We start from the raw sequence: 15,619 nt of genomic DNA, 5'->3' as shown, positions 1-15,619 counted from the left end.
TTTATCTCTCCTTTGGTTTGGGTTGATCCTGATCGGACAGGTCGCTGAAGATCGCCACATAGTTTTTGACCTTGTCCCGCTCATCCTTGATGGCGCTGACCGTCAGCCACTCACGGTACAGCTTGCCGTCCGCGCGCTTATTGGTGATCTCGCCCTGCCAGTGCCCCTTCTCCAGAAGCTGTTGCCAGAACGATTCGTAAAAGGCCCGGCCGTGACGGCCGGAGCTGAGTATGGCGGGGGTCTTGCCGATCACGTCCTCCTGATCGAAACCGGTGATGCGGCTGAAGGCATGGTTTACGCTGACGATGATGCTATTGCTGTCGGTTACCATCACCGCATCCGCCGTCGAACGGATAATGTCGGCCGATAACTGGAGCTTGGATTGAAACGAGATCCAGAATACAATCACAAGGCTGGCTAAGGCCGCTTCGGACAGCGCCATGAATCCGATGGAATAATGGCCGGTCACACTGTAGAGCGTCGTCAGCATCAGCGGCGGGAAGAATCCGCCGAGTCCGCCGGCCGCGGCAACGATCCCGTTGACGATACCGCTCTGCTTGGAAAAATACAGCGGAACCAGCTTAAACACGGCCCCGTTGCCGATGCCGGCGCAGACGGCCACCGTCAGACATCCTACCGTAAACAGCGGCAGGGACAAGCTGAAAGACAGCAAAATTCCGGAAGCCGTTAACCCGGCAAAAATGATCATCAGTACGATAAAGGGGTTGGCTTTGTCGGACAGGAAGCCTCCGACTGGCCTCAGAAGCGTGGCCAGCACAATGAAACCTGCGGTCCGCATTCCTGCATCGACTTTATCGAGGCCAAATTCGCTGACGAGAAAGTTCGGCAGGTAAATGGTAAAGGCAACGAACGAACCGAATGTAATAAAGTAGAAGATGCTGAGAAACCACAGCTTTTCATTTCCACGTACCTGGCGGAACTGCTCGAGGCTGGACACCTTCACTTTCGGTTCATGCCGGTCGCCGGCGATGAAATTAAGCAGCGCAAAAGCGGCGACCAGGAAGAGAAAGGCATACACCGTAGGACGCCATCCCCAAGCGTTCGCGAGCAAGGGGGCTCCAAACGTTGTGAAAGCGGTTCCCATATTGCCCACGCCGTAGATGCCGTTGATGGTGCCGTGCTTCTCCTTCGGATAATATTTGGGCAGGGAAGTGACACCGATTGAAAAGGTAGCGCCTCCGATGCCCAGGAAAAACCCGCTGATCATTAGATCCACGAACGTGTGCGAGTATCCGAGATAAACGATCGGCAGCATCAGGGCCAAAAAGCTGATCGTAAACAAAACCCTGGCGCCGAACCGGTTGGCGAGGAAGCCTGCGGGTATTCTCAGCAGGGAGCCCAATATGACCGGGATGGCCGTCACCCAGGCGGATTGGCCGGGAGACAGGGCGATGTCGGCTTTGATGTAGGACATAAGCGATGAGATCAACACCCAGCACATGAATGAAGCAACCAGACTGCCCGTTTGCAGCGGAAGTTGAATTTTGCGAATCAACGCCGTTCCTCCTTTTCCGTTCTTTTTCGTTAGTCGTGCTGATACGGGATTTCGACTGTTTTTACCATTTATTTCACTTTTTTTAACCGTAAATCAGCCATCTAAACACAATTTCTGGAATTTGGGGCAAAAGGCCCGCAAGGACGGAAGTAGCATGGAATCACCCTGTTTCCGGTCTTTTTGTAGGAGGTGAAGAACCCCCGAGACAAGAGGAAATGGAGGGATGGTTGTGGAATATCTGACAGAGACCATGGAACAAGAGAACTATGAATTACGCGAGTTATGGAGGCAAAACTATGGGACGTCTGTGGAATGGCAGCATGCCTGCGGTGCAGTTCCGCGCCGCGCGGCCGACGCATCAATTGGAACGAATCAGGGAGTTTTATGGGAAAGGGCTCGAACTTCCGGAGATCGGCTCTTTTCAAAACCACCAGGGATATGATGGGGTAATGTTCGGGATGCCCGATCAGGCTTATCATCTGGAATTTACGCAGCATGAGCATGGAGCCCCTGTGCCGCCGCCTTCAGCGGACAATCTGCTCGTATTTTACATACCCGATAAAAACGCGAGGGATGAAATCGCAAGCCGGCTGCACCGGATGGGGTATCCGGCTGTGCCGTCGGAGAATCCGTACTGGGATGTAAACGGGATTACGATTTGCGACCCGGACGGTTGGAGGATCGTTTTGCAGAATACGGCCGGTATCTAGGTATCGCGTGAACCATCGGATTTTATTAGTTAAGGAGCGTGGTTGCATGTTCAACGAGGCCATTGCAGCGGTCGCAGAGTACCGGAAGGTCATCAACGAAGGAACCGCAGAAGAGATAAACGAGTGGATATCGGACGATTTTATCGGATATTTTGGCTATTACCAGGACAAGGACTATGCAATTTACCGGGGGGAGCATTACAGAACCGATAATACCGAAACCCTCGCGCTCTATGAGGGCAAGAACCCTCACTGGGAGTACACCGATCTGACCCTGAACATGCGCGAGGACCATGAACTGGTCCTGTCGGCCATCGTGGACTTCAGTCTGCAGGGCCGCAAGGTTGCGAGCGCATTGGCGATGGAAGTATTCCGCAAGGAACAGGGAGCGTGGAAGCTGTACAGACAGCATATGGAAAAGTATGCGAATGTCTGAACCGGTCCTCCGGCCGCGCTCCACTTAAACGTTGAGGTGAAAACGAATGGAAAACACAGCTAACATAGAAGAGTGGATTATCGAAGCGGATATCCGCAGCATGCAGGCAGCGATGGAATCGGGAGAGACCAGCTCCGAGGAATTGGTCCGGGCCTATCTGGAGCGAATCGGGCGATATGACGGCAAGCTCAGATCCATCATCGAAGTGAACCCTGAAGCGATAAGCATTGCCAAGGCGCTCGATGACGAACGGTATGAAAAAGGCAGCCGGGGACCGCTGCACGGCATTCCCCTGCTTCTGAAGGATAACATCGACACCTGCGACGCGCTGCATACCAGCGCCGGTGCGCTGGCCCTCGCAGAGCATACCGCTGCGCAGGATTCGTTCGTGGCCGCGCAGCTAAGAAAGGCTGGTGCGGTCTTCCTCGGCAAAGCGAATATGACGGAATGGGCAAACTTCATGGCGGACGGCATGTGGTCGGGATACAGCACCCGCCGCGGCCTATGCCTGAACCCGTATGGGCCGGGCGAGCTGTTCGTGGGCGGCTCCAGTTCCGGGTCTGGAGCGGCCGTCGCCGCTAATCTGGCCGCGGCATCCATCGGCACCGAAACATCGGGCTCCATCATCAGCCCGGCGAGCCAAAATATGCTGGTCGGCATCAAGCCGACGGTAGGGCTGGTCAGCCGCCGCGGCATCATTCCGATTACACACACGCAGGATACCGCCGGGCCGATGGCCAGGACCGTTGCCGACGCCGCGATTATCCTCGGCGCGATGACGGGTGTGGATGAGCGGGACGAAGCGACCCGGGCGAGCGAAGGCCGTTCTCTAAACGACTATACGCCGTTCCTGGATGCCTCGTACCTGAAGCAGGCGCGGATCGGAATACCGCGGTTCTATTACGAAGGGCTGGACCCTGACCGGATGCAAATTCTTGAGGATGCCATCGGTGTGCTCCGCCGAGAAGGGGCCGCGATTATCGATCCGGTGGAGCTTCCGTGCCAGGAAACGAGCTGGAACTGGAGCGTCATGCATTACGAATTCAAAAAGGGCGTCAACGATTATCTTGCACCGCTGCCGGAGAACATTCCCGTACACACGCTGGCCGAGGTGATCGCTTTCAACAAGGAGCATGCCGATCAATGCCTGAAGTATGGACAAAACGTGCTGGAAGCATCGGAGGCCACAAGCGGCATGCTGACCGAACCGGAATACGCCGAAGCGTGCCGCTTGAACGGGCAGATGGCCCGGGAGCAGGGAATCGACGCAGCGCTGAAGCAGCATCAGCTGGATGCGCTTCTGTTCCTCGGCTGCGAGGAGGGCGACGATATCGCGGCCCGCGCCGGATATCCGGTCATTACTGTACCCGGCGGATATGCACGGAACGGTGTGGTTGCGCCTGGTGGTTACATCACGAAAGGCCCGGTAGGCATCACGTTTATCGGAACAGCCTATAGCGAGCCGACATTGATCAAGCTTGCTTACGGATACGAGCAGGCAACGAAGCATAGGGTTCCGCCGGAGATGAGCCAGCTGGAACAGGTCTAACCGGCAGAATACCATCAATTGAACATAGGAAATACCATCAATATTTGGAACGGGAGTGAATGCAGGATGATTCAACTGAAAGATATCGGGAAATTCGAGACGCTGCCGGAAATCGCGATGCACATTTACACAGGTAATATTCCGGAGCTGCAGGCTGCGCTGGAAGCTGGCTGGGATATCGAAAAGGAGATTGTACTTAGTAAGAGAACGAAATTAAGTCCGCTCAATCTGGCGCTTATTTGTCAGAAATTCGATGTGATTAAGCTGCTTGTGGAGCAGGGAGTTAACCTGAATATCCCTCAGAATCCGGCATTTCTGAAGGCTGTCCGCTACTGTAAGGAAAATATCATCCGATACCTTGTAGAGCATGGAGCCAGGATGGATATGCTCAATCACGTCGGCTCAGATGCCTATTGGGAAGCGTACTACGGCAATAAGAGCAATATTCCGCTTATTCATGAGCTGGGATTAGATATACAGCAGTTCGGGGGTGCTGTATTGCGTGAAGCCGTGTCCAACCATGATATCAAGATCCTTACGTATTTATTGGATCACGGGGCGGACATTAATTATAATGAGCCGGACATGGTCTATCCTTATCGAGCGACTCCGTTAACCGTTGCAGCGAGAATAGGAAATAAAGCAATGGTGAAATTTTTGGTTGAACGCGGCGCTGACGTTACTATCGCAGAGAAGAATGGCGACCGGGCATACACGATTGCTGTAAGCAATAAGGATAAGGTCATGGCGGATTATTTGAAGTCACTGGAGCCGCCAGAGTTTCATGATGCAGAGAACCGGAAATATGAACTTAAAAAGTATAAATTAAATGACGAGCTTATCCGCTTTCTTTCCGGAGATCATCTGCGCCTAGACCTTTCAGATAATGAATATGGCATTGGTTATATCGATTTCTTCACCTTGACCGATACGGTCGAGATGAAGTACGGCCGGCAAAAGCTGCTGCGTCTCTCAGCCGATATCGACAATTATTCGGATCTGCAGCTGGTGTGGAACCCGAAGAAGGGTATGATCGGTTGTTATGACGAGGAGCACCAGACGCACGCCGATTTATGCAGCTTTACTCAATTTATCGAACAACCAGAGGCGTACCTTATTCAATTTCTTGAAGGGGAGCTGTAAATGAATCCGGCGAGCTTCTTAACCGACCGGACACAGTGTATTTTGTATTATGCGAGTGAAGGTCCAACTGCAGAGACATGTAAGAGCTGGATTGGCGGCAATGCACCCGCTTACTTTGATGACAAAGCGGATTTTATCCATGAAGGAGACCAATTCTTTTATTTTTACATGAGCATCGCCCATCCCTTCAAGCCTGCATGGATGATTTCGGTCTTCATCCCTCAGAGCTATGAGGAGTACTTGGAACATAACATTTACCCCGATTGCTCCATCAAAGTGATTGAGCATCCGGTTTCAGCCGAAAGCACCCAAGATATCTTCAAACACCCGGGTCTGATCCGGCACAAGATAACGGACGGAGAAGTCCGCAATGACCATGAATCCGTGGAAGAGCCTTTCCTGATTAAATTCGGCGGGACGCCGAGACTGATTCAGAAGGAAGGATTTTATTCGAAGAGGCTGGCGGAGGATTTGTTATCTTTCCTGTTCCAAGTTGATGAAGACGGCTATCCGGACACGCTGCTCGTGGATCATTACAGTTATCCGTTTGGCTATGGGGCGCTGTACATATATGCTGGAATCCAAGCAGGTGAAGTAAAGGCTCCAGTAGCTGGCTTTTGGCAGTTTTCTTGATTTTTGTAATCAGGAAGCTCTCCGCCTAAAGCAGATCTGCTCTGAGATATTGCATGTTTACGGGGGATGGAAAAAGAAGCCGTTAACCCCCGCCAGTCCGGAAATGATCTTCATTTGCCGGAAGGCGGGGTAAGGCTCCTTAATGACAATACAATTATTTCTTTCTTCCTTGCATTCGGATGCGGCGCAGCAGCACCGCGGTCACGGCGATCGGCATCAGTACCAGCGCCGGTTCAAATGGCTGGTGATACCATAATCGCTGCCCGATCAAGATCAGGACAACGCCTATCGTAATAGCGGCCATCAGCATAGCGGGATCCACGGATCGGCGAAGCACTTTTTTGAACAAAAGCCTCAAACCGAAATAGGCGACGGCAAAGTAGAAGCCGCACATGAGCATGATGGCGATCGCGGCAGCAACGAAGTCCAGAGGGATCAGCTCCATTCTATATAAAATGAACTAAAGTTTAACCGTGTTTCTCCTTGATTCCATCTGAAATACAGGCAAAGTTCGTTCCTATTCTTTAGTTCAATTTATATAACAATTATTTACCATTATATCCCTATTCTCCTTGATCCGAAAGGCTTTTAGCCTTTTTGGATGGGTTCCAGCTCGAGTCCCTCCAAATTGCGGCGGATGAGGTCGCAGGAAGCCTGAAAACGCTCCTGTTCCTCCTCATTCAGCTTCAGCTCCAGCAGCTCCTGGATGCCGTCGCTGCTAATAATCGCCGGCACGCCGGCACATACGCCGTATTGGCCGTACTCTCCGTCGAGTATGGCGGATACGGCGATAATTTTATGCTCGTCATTGAGCACGGCCCGTGCAATATGGGCGATCGCGCTCCCGATCCCGAAATGGGTCGAGCCTTTGCGCGTGAATATCTCCCAGCCCGCATCCTTTGTTTTGCGGGCGATATCGTTCAGGTCAACATGCTTGAAGCGCTCCTGATGCTGCGCCAGAATATCCAGGATCGGCTTGCCGCCAATGGTCACATGCGACCAGGCCACGAACTGCGACTCTCCGTGCTCGCCGAGCGCATAACCGCTTACGCTGCGCGGATCGATGGAGAAGACGTCGGAGAGCAGCGTTTTGAGGCGGGAGGAATCGATGGAAGTGCCGGAGCCGATCACGCGATGGCGCGGAAAGCCTGTCAGCTTCCAGATCATGTAGGTGACCACATCGACCGGATTTGCGGCCACGATGAATATGCCGTTAAATCCGCTCTCTACGATCGGAGTCACGATTTGGCGGGTAATTTCCGCGGCCTCGGCCAGCACGTCCATCCGGTTCTGTCCCGGTTTGGGATTCGCTCCTGCCGTCAGGATGACAACATCCACATCGGAGCAATCCGCATAGGTACCGGCATAAACGGTGGTACGTGTATGTGTGAAATCAATGCAATGCGACAAATCGAGCGCCTGTGCGAGCGCCCGGTCATACGTACGGTCAATCATCATGATCTCGTCGCAGATGGATTGGTTAATCATGGAGTACGCGCAGCTGGATCCGACCATGCCGGAGCCTACGATGGCGACTCTTCTTCTTTTACGGTTCATAGTTCATCCGCTCCTTCATTCCTATTTTACATGAGGATTCAACTAAAATCCCATCACGGACGAAAATGGGCTGAAAACGGCTGAAAAATGCCCCATACGAACCAAAACCGGCAGCAGCAGCTTAACCGGTTCCCGAGCGTTCTATTCCCTCCAAGCCGCAGGACTCCATGGCAGAGACTGCGGCTGCTTTTTGCTGCGCCAAACAGGGAATCTCCCGCCTGGTCCCACATATTTGAACAGGTGCGTACCGATGGAGCTTCCCAAAATCGCGATAGCCTCATGCCCGTTTACCCGCCTCAACCCCGCATAAAGCGCGGAGCTGAAGAGGATTTCCACCATCACAAATTTGACCAGTTCCGACCGGGTAAACACCCAGACCGTAAATTCCGTAGCGACAAGCCTTCGCATGCGTTCCTCCTTGCTTTCGTCATAAAACCCCTTTTTTAGGATATAGGGGATGGAGGATTTTAAGAACATGCGGACAAACACGAATTTTGGTTGGTGACCGGACTCATCAAGGAACCGACAAAAACGATGTGATGAAAATCACAAGGTCGGTTTGCAGCCGATGATACGCTGAAATCATCAAGGGAAGGCTGGAAGATCGCAGATAGATCCGGATCCGATGTCAGCAATCAGGAGGAGGGTTGGGAGATGAATAAGACCTATACTTTTGTGGATAAAAGCACCTGCATTGCCTGCGGCGCTTGCGGTGTCTTGGCCCCTGATATCTTTGATTATGATGACGAAGGGCTCGCCGAGAACATTTTACCCGGTGACCATAACCTCGGCATTACGGAAGTCCCGGAAGATCAATGGGACAGCCTGGACGAAGCGGAGCATGGCTGCCCGACGGCATCCATTCACGTGGCCGCTTGTCCGTTCCGAGAGGAACAATGAAGAATCGGGAGGAGATCACATGGCAAGCTTTACATTCGATGATTTGAAACATATCAAGAGAACAGAGCTCGGCAATCAGGTTCCGCTGGAGCTGTTCCGCGCGATCCGGCTGATCGGGATGCATGAAGGGCTGCCGATGGGAGGGAAAAATACGACGGCGACCATCGGGCGGAAAATTGGCGAAAGCCTGCCGGCCCAGACCGTGGAGGAGCTCTTCCGCTTATTGGTGGAGCTGAAAATCGGCATTCCGGTCATTGTGCAGCAGGATGAGCACGCGATGCGTGTGGCGGTGGAGGATTGCTTTTGCGAGGGGCTGCCTGTCCAGGAGGGCAAGCTTGTATGCGATCTGGAAGGCGCGATCATGGAGGGGGCGTTAACCCGGATCACAGGCCGGAGGGTATCCGTCAAGGAAGTGAAATGCAACGTGAACGGCGACGAACACTGCGAGTATGAGGTTAAGTTTTATTAGTAACTCAACGTATGCGACATAATTGATTCAAGGGTGAGGGGGAGGTCATAGCGGAGAGTTTTCGTTCGCATGGCCTGGTTATACTTGATTCTTAATATGGAAATACTCTTCATATATACGCTGGAAAGGGCAGCTTTACACGGCGCGGGATGAAATTCTGCTCCCTGTAAAGCTGCTCTTTTTAGAATGTCTCGGGCATTCAGAAAGGAAGAAAAGGTATGAACACGCGAAGTCAACGGCCGTCTCTCATTCACCCCGTGATTCGGCAGGCGTTTGAAATCAAGCAAACGGCCTTGCCTTGGAGCCGTGCCATCCATGCGGGCATCTGCCTCGGGCTTCCATCGCTGATTGGCCTCCTGCTCGGCCGCTTTGATTATGGACTGCTGGCAGGGACGGGCGGCTTTACGTATTTGTATACATTTAACGAACCCTATGCGTTAAGGGCGAGAAAGCTCTTCTACACGATGCTCGGCCTCGGGTTCTCCGTCTTCAGCGGCTCGCTGCTGTCGCCGTACCCGGTGCTGTCGGCGGTGGTGCTCGGAGGAATCGGGGCGCTGGCCACCTTTATGTTTGGAGCTTTGAAATTCAAGGGCCCGGCAGCGCTGTTCTTCGTCCTCGGCTTCGCGCTCGCCTCCGGCATGCCGGATGGACCTTCAGAGGCGCTGACAAGGGGGATGCTCGTCATTCTGGGAGGAGCGCTCGCCTGGCTGATCGCGATGGCGGGCTGGCTTACGAATCCGCATGGTCCCGAAATACTGGCGGTCCGCGCCTTGTATCGCAATTTAGCGGCAATGATGAATGCAGCCGGAACGGAACATTACACCAAGGCGAGGCATGAGACCCTGATCTCCATGGTGGAGGCCGAAACCACCTTTGCAGGTCAAGGCCTGTCCTGGCGTGAGCCCAGGCTTGTAGGTCTGCTTCTCCGGCTGTTCCGGCAGGCCCATGTGATCTACCAGGAGACGGACGCCTGGAACAGGCGAGGAAGGGAGCCGCTCCCGGCGGAACTCGGGCAGGCGGTGGGCAGTGTAGCCGCTGAGCTTCACGCACACGGGAATAGGAAGGCGGAAGCCCTCCGGGCGCTGGATGGTGATCCGCGGCTGAAGGGCCTTCTCCAGTCTGTCCAAGCGCTGGCATCCATCATGCAGGCAGACCCGGAAGAAGCATGGCAGGGAAGAAGATCGCCGGGGACCCCGGCGAAAAGCGTCTTTCTGGGCGCTTTTGACAAAAATTCGCTCGTATTTCTCCTTTCGCTCCGATTCGGGATCGTGCTGACAATCGCGGCACTGGCAGCCCATGCGTTTAATCTGAACCGCTCTTATTGGGTGCCGTTGTCCTGCGCATCGGTCATGCTCGGTTCGACGGTGATTGCGACCTTCCACCGGGCTATTCAGCGCTCGATCGGGACGATTATCGGCATTTTGGCCGCGAGTGCAATTTTGTGGACCCGTCCGGAGGGCTTCGTCATTTCGGTTGCCATCATGCTGTTCACCTTTTTTGCCGAGCTGACGATTGTCCGCAACTATGCGATCGCCCTTTTATTCGTCACGCCGAATGCGCTTCTGATGGCGGAAGCCAGCTCGCATATCCATCATGTGGCGTACTTTGCCGGAACGAGGATCGTGGATGTCATCACCGGCAGCGTGATCGGCTTGATCGGCGTGCTGCTCCTCGGCCGCAGATCCGCATCAAGCCGCATCCCTTATTTGATGGGCCGGACGATCCGGAGCCAGTCGCAGCTGGCATCGATGCTGTTCACCAAGCAGCCGGCTGCATACCGCGCGGAAGAAAGCCAGGAGCAGCGGGTGATGAAGACGAATCTGTCGAATTTGACGACCGTCTATTCAACGGCGCTTGGCGAGATTCCGAGGAGCGAAGCGGAGCTGCAGCGGCTTCTGCCCGTGGTATGGGCACTGGATCAGCTCGCCTATCTGCTGAATTCCTATGCCAGAACGCCAAACCGACCCGAGCTGTCTGATTCTGAGCTTGCCCGGCTGCTGCTGTCTTTCGAGAAAATGGCTCAAAGCGCTGAGCAGCAGCGCAGCATGATTCTGCCCGAAGTACCCGAGCTGGCGCTTGCCCCGAAAGTCCGGCAGGAGCTGTTATCCCTGCAAGAGGCTCTGGAAAAGAGCTTAGCAGTGCAGGCCGGTTCAAGCGAATAAAAGCCAAGCAAAAAGCCCCATCCAAATGATCGACATTGGAATGGGGCTTTATTGTTGCCTATATCAGATAAGCTTAGTAAGCCAAAGCGAACAACGCTTTGATGTGGGAGAGGTAACGGATGTTACTTGCTTCCTTCATCATCGTTGCAGGCAGGCCTTTAAGGGAAGTGTTGTTTTCCCCTACACTCGCAACAGCGTCTTTGCGTCCAAGGCTTGCCAGTGTACCGGAGTTCACAGGGCTGAACGTATGGGATGCTTTATCGTTCAGGTAAGCGTACAGGTTGTAGCCGATCAGCTCACCCATTTGCCAAGCGATCTGCGCGGTTGGAGGGTATGGACGACCCGTTGCGTCGAATACGACGGCGCTGTCGCCAGCCACGAATACATCCGGATGGGATGTGGATTGCAGGAATTCGTTGACGGTTGCGCGTCCACGGTTCACTTCAAGACCGGATTCGCCAACGAGCGGATTGCCTTGAACGCCGCCAGTCCATACGAAGGTGTTGGCAACAATTTTTTGACCGTCTTTCAGGTCGATCGTGTTGCCTTCGACATTCGTTACAGGAAGACCTGTCAGGAAGGTTACGCCGCGTTTTTCAAGACTTTCCGTTGCACGCTCGATGAGGTGGTCAGGAAGCACCGGCAGGATTTTAGGGCCTGCTTCAACGAGCAGCAATTTGACTTCGGCCGGGTTCACGCCGTATTTGGCAGTCAGTTTCGGCATGATGTCAGCAATTTCGCCCACAAGCTCAACGCCGGTCAAGCCGCCGCCGCCGATAAGGATCGTTGCATCCGCAGCGTCTTTGGTTTGTGCATAAGCCTTGATGCGGTCTTCGATATGCTGATGAATGCGGTTGGCGTCATCAGCGGATTTCAGCACCATGCTGTATTTGTCCAGTCCAGGGATGCCGAAGTAAGCCGTAACGCTACCCAGGCCGACAACCAGAGCGTCATAAGTAAGCTTGGAGCCGTCGGACAATTTGATTTCTTTGCTGTCTACCGAGAAGGAATCCACCTTCGCGATTTTCAGATCGATGTCTTTGCCTTTAAACAGCTTGTCGAGAGGCATGGCAATCGCCTTTTCGGCGATGCTGCCTGCAGCCAGGCGGTGAAGCTCGGTAATGATCTGGTGCGTCGAATATTGGTTAACCACGGTTACGCGAGCCTGATCTTTGTTCATATATTTGCGCAAAGTCAGAGCAGAGAGAAGTCCGCCATATCCTGCACCCAAAATGACAATATGTTTTGACATAGTTTTTCCTCCGTCCTTACTGGTCATATTAAGAGAATTAATGTTGGTCTTGTTCTTTCGCGCGTTCAGCGGAAACCTGCAGATAAGCGTTCACGAAACGGAACATTTTTTGCGCTTGCGGATCCTTGAGCAGCTTAAGAATGCCGAATAGACCGATCACTTCATGACTTTCGTCAGCGCGGTCTTTTGCTTCGATCACGTTTGCAGCAACGTTCTTAGCGGATTTGATGACTGGGGAAGCCATTTCCGAAATCGCGCCAACAGTATCGCTTTTCAGCGTCTTGTCGGTAGCCACGGATTGAGCGAAGTCGTAAGACTTTGTCAATACATTCACAAGCTCAGTCAGCTTTGGAAGATGGTTGACCAGTGTAGTCAAGGATTCCTGAACCTCTGGCTTGAGCAGCTGGTCCAGCAAATCGTTTTGATCGTGGCTGACAGGCGTGTTCGCTTGTTCAGTCTTTGCATCAGTAGTAATTTCTGACATGTCCATTTCTCCTTTGCGTAAGCAGCAATGCTTAGTTTTATTATAAAAAAGGGCTGATAGACCCTTTTCAGGCAGAGGGGTCTATAAGCTGAAGACCTTCCTCGAAAAACGAAAAAAGTCTCGAATCTAAATCACCATTTCCTATGGTAACATAATGATCTTCAAAAGGATAACGAGGCATTTTCTTGGGAAGCCACGAATTGTGAAGAATTACACATGATTACGGCATCTTGGTCCAAAATTCTCAGTTTTGCTTCATTTTTACGAGAAAAACGTGATGAATTCCACAGCGCCGCATACATCCCGTCTTTGGGTTTCCGTTTCTTTGGCATCCTCCCATAGCTTCTTCAAATAGGCATGCCCGTATGCATTCAGGAATGAAAACAGGCCAACGGCCGTTTGGGCCCGTTGACCGGTTCATTAATACGAAGCTATGCAGCATCTTGTATGCATAAATCGAAGTCCGACCCGATGCGGATGGCTTACGGCTGATGCGGCGTTTCCGCCTCGGCATTGCCCGGGTGGCCGTTCAGTTCGCCTGCAGCCTCAATGGTGCGGTACTGCTTCAGCATGAAAATTCTCCAGCGGAGAATCATGCCGAAGGCCAGCAGGAAGAACAAGGCGCCGGACTGCGGGATCGATACGTACTCGTCAATGACCTGATGGAGTACGGTGCGTACGATGAGCAGCACGAACAGGATGACGATAAAGCTCTTGGAGCGTCTTGCGAAAACTTGGCCCTCGCTGACTTCAAACTTGGTGCTGCGTATCAGCGGATAGGAAAATATGAACCAGCCGACGAGAAAGGCAGCCAGGGCCCAAAGCCATGGAACCCGAACCTCGGGAGCCACGAACATCAGGAAGCCTGTGGACATGCCAAGCGGCGGAATGATAATTTTTTTGATCGTTACGGGTCTGTTGCTGGCCTTTAAACGCACGAAAATAACCAAAAGCGCCATTACCAGTGCCCCCACGGTAGAGCCGATTTGAAGATATGAGGGACTCATATGAGCCAAGTTCAAGACTCCTCTCTATCACAAAAGATAATTAATCACGTATAACTATATTATATCACACGCAATCAGAAGTAAACTTGAACGTCATATGACATCTTTCAGCTGTGGGACAAGCTTTATTCACCGGCTTATTCCTCTTAGAAAAGCACGGAGTACATATTGTACGCTGGCCTCGAGCGGAAGGCTCATTTGAAAGCCTCCATGCTGGTCAAGCGTCGCGAATCCGTGCAGCAGGCTGCGCAGGCCGCGGATGGCGTGAAGCGTCTCCTCCTCGCTCAACCGGTAAGGCTCCATAATCCGCAGGTAGAGTTCCAGCAGCTCTTGTTTGGCGGCATCCAGTTCCTCGTGCTGCTGCGTGTTTACCTTATAAAAGGCCTCATATAGACCGGGGCGGGTACGGGCAAACCGGAGATATGCCTCGCATAGGCTGAGGATGGCCTTATCCCCGGATTTGCCGATCACCGCATCGCGCGTCGTATCGACGAGTAGGTGAATGCAATAGATGGTGAGGGCAGCCCGTAAGTCGGGGAGGCCCTTCACGTGATTATATAAGGAAGGGGAGCGCACGTTCAGCTTTTGCGCAAGCGCGGCCAAGGTAAGTGAATCCAGGCCGGAAGCGTCCGCAAGCTCGGCGGCGGCTACGAGCAGGGTTTGGCGGTCGAGTCCCATTTTGGCCATCGACTAGGCCTCCTTTCCGAATGCGGCTTCCGCATGTTGTATGGCGAGTGTCAGCGCAGCCTGCGGCTGTTCCAGCATCCGTCCATGCCCTACCGCAAGCCAGGAGGGCCGAAGGTCGGCGAGGCGGCGGGCACTGGCCAGTGCAGCCCCCTTGTTCCATGTTGCCAAGGCAGGGAAGGGGAACAGCGGCTGTACATGGCCGGATACGGCCATGCCGCCCCGGACCTGGAACGCATCGCCGGCAATCAATACCTGACTGCGCGTATCCAGGAATGCCATATGGCCCGGCGTATGACCCGGGGAAGCGATGGCGAGCAGGGAACCGATCCGATCGCCGTCATGGATCAAATGATCGGGTTTGGTGCGTATTTTCTTCGGAACATCGCCTTTGATCGGCAGCTGCGGCTCCCCTTCTTCAAGGGCCCGGCTTCCAGCAAGAAGGGCCTGATCCCGGCGTGATATATATACTTTGGCGCCCGGAAGGGCCTCCTTAAGGCTATCCAGTGCGCCCACATGGTCACCATGGGCATGGGTAAGCACGATACGGGTGATGGGTTTGCTGAGAGATTGCGCAGCCTTCAAAATTCCCTTCAGACTGAACGGCATGCCTGCATCAATCAGCGTCAGGTCATTATCTTCCTCGACAAGATAGACATTAACCGGGAACAGACGGGGTAAAAAGGAAAGCTGGGTCACCTGATGAACGGTTGTTTTTCTCATATGAAGCATCCTCCCACAATGTAAACTAATGTTATTAGTATTATAACTAATGATATTAGTTTTGGCAATCCGTATTTTTCTTTTTATTCTCAGCAGACCCGATAACCTTTCCTCCAATATAAAAGCCCCAAGGAAGAACGGGATAAGAGCCTAATGTAAGGACAAGCTCACCGAGGAACCTGTTCCTTGTCTACGATTACGGTCTGCGTTTACGAAAAAGCGTTTTCAAATAGACATTTTCATACTATAATGGTTTTGTAAACCCTTTCATATGTCTAATCTGATTTTGAGTCCTTCCTTGGGAAGGGCTCCTTTTTTTGTGTGTGAAAGAAGTGAGAGAAACGCCGGGTCACATCCGTCTACTATATAAAGGAACGATGATGAGCAGGGAGGA

17 protein-coding genes are annotated in these 15,619 nt (G+C 53.0%); 8 read left to right on the top strand and 9 right to left on the bottom strand.

Features of this window, described 5'->3' with window-relative positions; genetic code table 11:
* Position 1: 1 nt before the first annotated feature.
* Positions 2-1,516: a nitrate/nitrite transporter gene (locus tag ACTHPM_RS19465; protein ID WP_440397118.1), complete on the bottom strand. Its 1,515-nt coding sequence runs from the start codon at positions 1,514-1,516 to the stop codon at positions 2-4.
* A 296-nt stretch (positions 1,517-1,812) separates the two neighbouring features.
* Between ACTHPM_RS19465 and ACTHPM_RS19460 the strand changes: the two genes are divergently transcribed.
* From ACTHPM_RS19460 to ACTHPM_RS19440, 5 genes are all read left to right on the top strand, one after another.
* Positions 1,813-2,226, top strand: coding sequence for a VOC family protein (locus ACTHPM_RS19460; RefSeq protein WP_440397119.1), 414 nt, complete (start codon positions 1,813-1,815; stop codon positions 2,224-2,226).
* A 46-nt stretch (positions 2,227-2,272) separates the two neighbouring features.
* Positions 2,273-2,662, top strand: coding sequence for a DUF4440 domain-containing protein (locus ACTHPM_RS19455; protein ID WP_440397120.1), 390 nt, complete (start codon positions 2,273-2,275; stop codon positions 2,660-2,662).
* A gap of 46 nt (positions 2,663-2,708) precedes the next feature.
* Complete coding sequence (locus tag ACTHPM_RS19450; RefSeq protein ID WP_440397121.1) at positions 2,709-4,211, top strand: amidase family protein; 1,503 nt, start codon at positions 2,709-2,711, stop codon at positions 4,209-4,211.
* A gap of 66 nt (positions 4,212-4,277) precedes the next feature.
* Positions 4,278-5,354 (top strand): ankyrin repeat domain-containing protein, encoded by a 1,077-nt coding sequence (locus tag ACTHPM_RS19445; protein ID WP_440397122.1) that lies wholly within the window; start codon positions 4,278-4,280, stop codon positions 5,352-5,354.
* Positions 5,355-5,987 (top strand): hypothetical protein, encoded by a 633-nt coding sequence (locus tag ACTHPM_RS19440; protein ID WP_440397123.1) that lies wholly within the window; start codon positions 5,355-5,357, stop codon positions 5,985-5,987.
* A 154-nt stretch (positions 5,988-6,141) separates the two neighbouring features.
* Here the strand turns inward: ACTHPM_RS19440 and ACTHPM_RS19435 are convergent, their stop codons facing one another.
* The 3 genes from ACTHPM_RS19435 to ACTHPM_RS19425 form a co-directional block, all read right to left on the bottom strand.
* Complete coding sequence (locus tag ACTHPM_RS19435; protein ID WP_440397124.1) at positions 6,142-6,432, bottom strand: hypothetical protein; 291 nt, start codon at positions 6,430-6,432, stop codon at positions 6,142-6,144.
* A gap of 143 nt (positions 6,433-6,575) precedes the next feature.
* Entirely contained in the window at positions 6,576-7,544 is a 969-nt protein-coding gene (locus ACTHPM_RS19430; RefSeq protein WP_440397125.1) for an L-lactate dehydrogenase, read from the bottom strand.
* Positions 7,545-7,685: 141 nt separating this feature from the next.
* Positions 7,686-7,952, bottom strand: a complete 267-nt coding sequence (locus ACTHPM_RS19425) for a hypothetical protein (protein ID WP_440397126.1) — start codon at positions 7,950-7,952, stop codon at positions 7,686-7,688.
* 246 nt (positions 7,953-8,198) lie between these two features.
* Between ACTHPM_RS19425 and ACTHPM_RS19420 the strand changes: the two genes are divergently transcribed.
* The 3 genes from ACTHPM_RS19420 to ACTHPM_RS19410 all read left to right on the top strand — a co-directional run bounded on the left by ACTHPM_RS19420 (position 8,199) and on the right by ACTHPM_RS19410 (position 11,075).
* Positions 8,199-8,444 (top strand): ferredoxin, encoded by a 246-nt coding sequence (locus tag ACTHPM_RS19420; RefSeq protein WP_440397127.1) that lies wholly within the window; start codon positions 8,199-8,201, stop codon positions 8,442-8,444.
* A 19-nt stretch (positions 8,445-8,463) separates the two neighbouring features.
* Positions 8,464-8,913, top strand: a complete 450-nt coding sequence (locus ACTHPM_RS19415) for a V4R domain-containing protein (protein WP_440397128.1) — start codon at positions 8,464-8,466, stop codon at positions 8,911-8,913.
* A 218-nt stretch (positions 8,914-9,131) separates the two neighbouring features.
* Positions 9,132-11,075, top strand: a complete 1,944-nt coding sequence (locus ACTHPM_RS19410) for an FUSC family protein (RefSeq protein WP_440397129.1) — start codon at positions 9,132-9,134, stop codon at positions 11,073-11,075.
* Positions 11,076-11,148: 73 nt separating this feature from the next.
* Here the strand turns inward: ACTHPM_RS19410 and ACTHPM_RS19405 are convergent, their stop codons facing one another.
* The 5 genes from ACTHPM_RS19405 to ACTHPM_RS19385 form a co-directional block, all read right to left on the bottom strand.
* Positions 11,149-12,327: an NAD(P)/FAD-dependent oxidoreductase gene (locus tag ACTHPM_RS19405; protein WP_440397130.1), complete on the bottom strand. Its 1,179-nt coding sequence runs from the start codon at positions 12,325-12,327 to the stop codon at positions 11,149-11,151.
* A gap of 37 nt (positions 12,328-12,364) precedes the next feature.
* Positions 12,365-12,811 carry a DUF1641 domain-containing protein gene (locus ACTHPM_RS19400; RefSeq protein WP_440397131.1) on the bottom strand — a complete coding sequence of 149 codons (447 nt, stop codon included), beginning with the start codon at positions 12,809-12,811 and terminating at the stop codon, positions 12,365-12,367.
* Between the two features lie 482 nt (positions 12,812-13,293).
* The gene (locus ACTHPM_RS19395; protein WP_440397132.1) at positions 13,294-13,827 is read right to left on the bottom strand and encodes a CcdC family protein; all 534 of its coding nucleotides are present in this window, start codon (positions 13,825-13,827) and stop codon (positions 13,294-13,296) included.
* A 120-nt stretch (positions 13,828-13,947) separates the two neighbouring features.
* Positions 13,948-14,505, bottom strand: coding sequence for a TetR/AcrR family transcriptional regulator (locus tag ACTHPM_RS19390; protein ID WP_440397133.1), 558 nt, complete (start codon positions 14,503-14,505; stop codon positions 13,948-13,950).
* 3 nt (positions 14,506-14,508) lie between these two features.
* Positions 14,509-15,225, bottom strand: coding sequence for an MBL fold metallo-hydrolase (locus ACTHPM_RS19385; protein ID WP_440397134.1), 717 nt, complete (start codon positions 15,223-15,225; stop codon positions 14,509-14,511).
* Positions 15,226-15,619: the final 394 nt, after the last annotated feature.

Source organism: Paenibacillus sp. SAFN-054, from assembly GCF_051966755.1.
In the GTDB taxonomy this organism is placed as follows: domain Bacteria; phylum Bacillota; class Bacilli; order Paenibacillales; family Paenibacillaceae; genus Paenibacillus_AQ.
The sequence above is the reverse complement of the archived record's forward strand: the minus strand, read 5'-3'. Positions and strand labels throughout refer to the sequence as shown.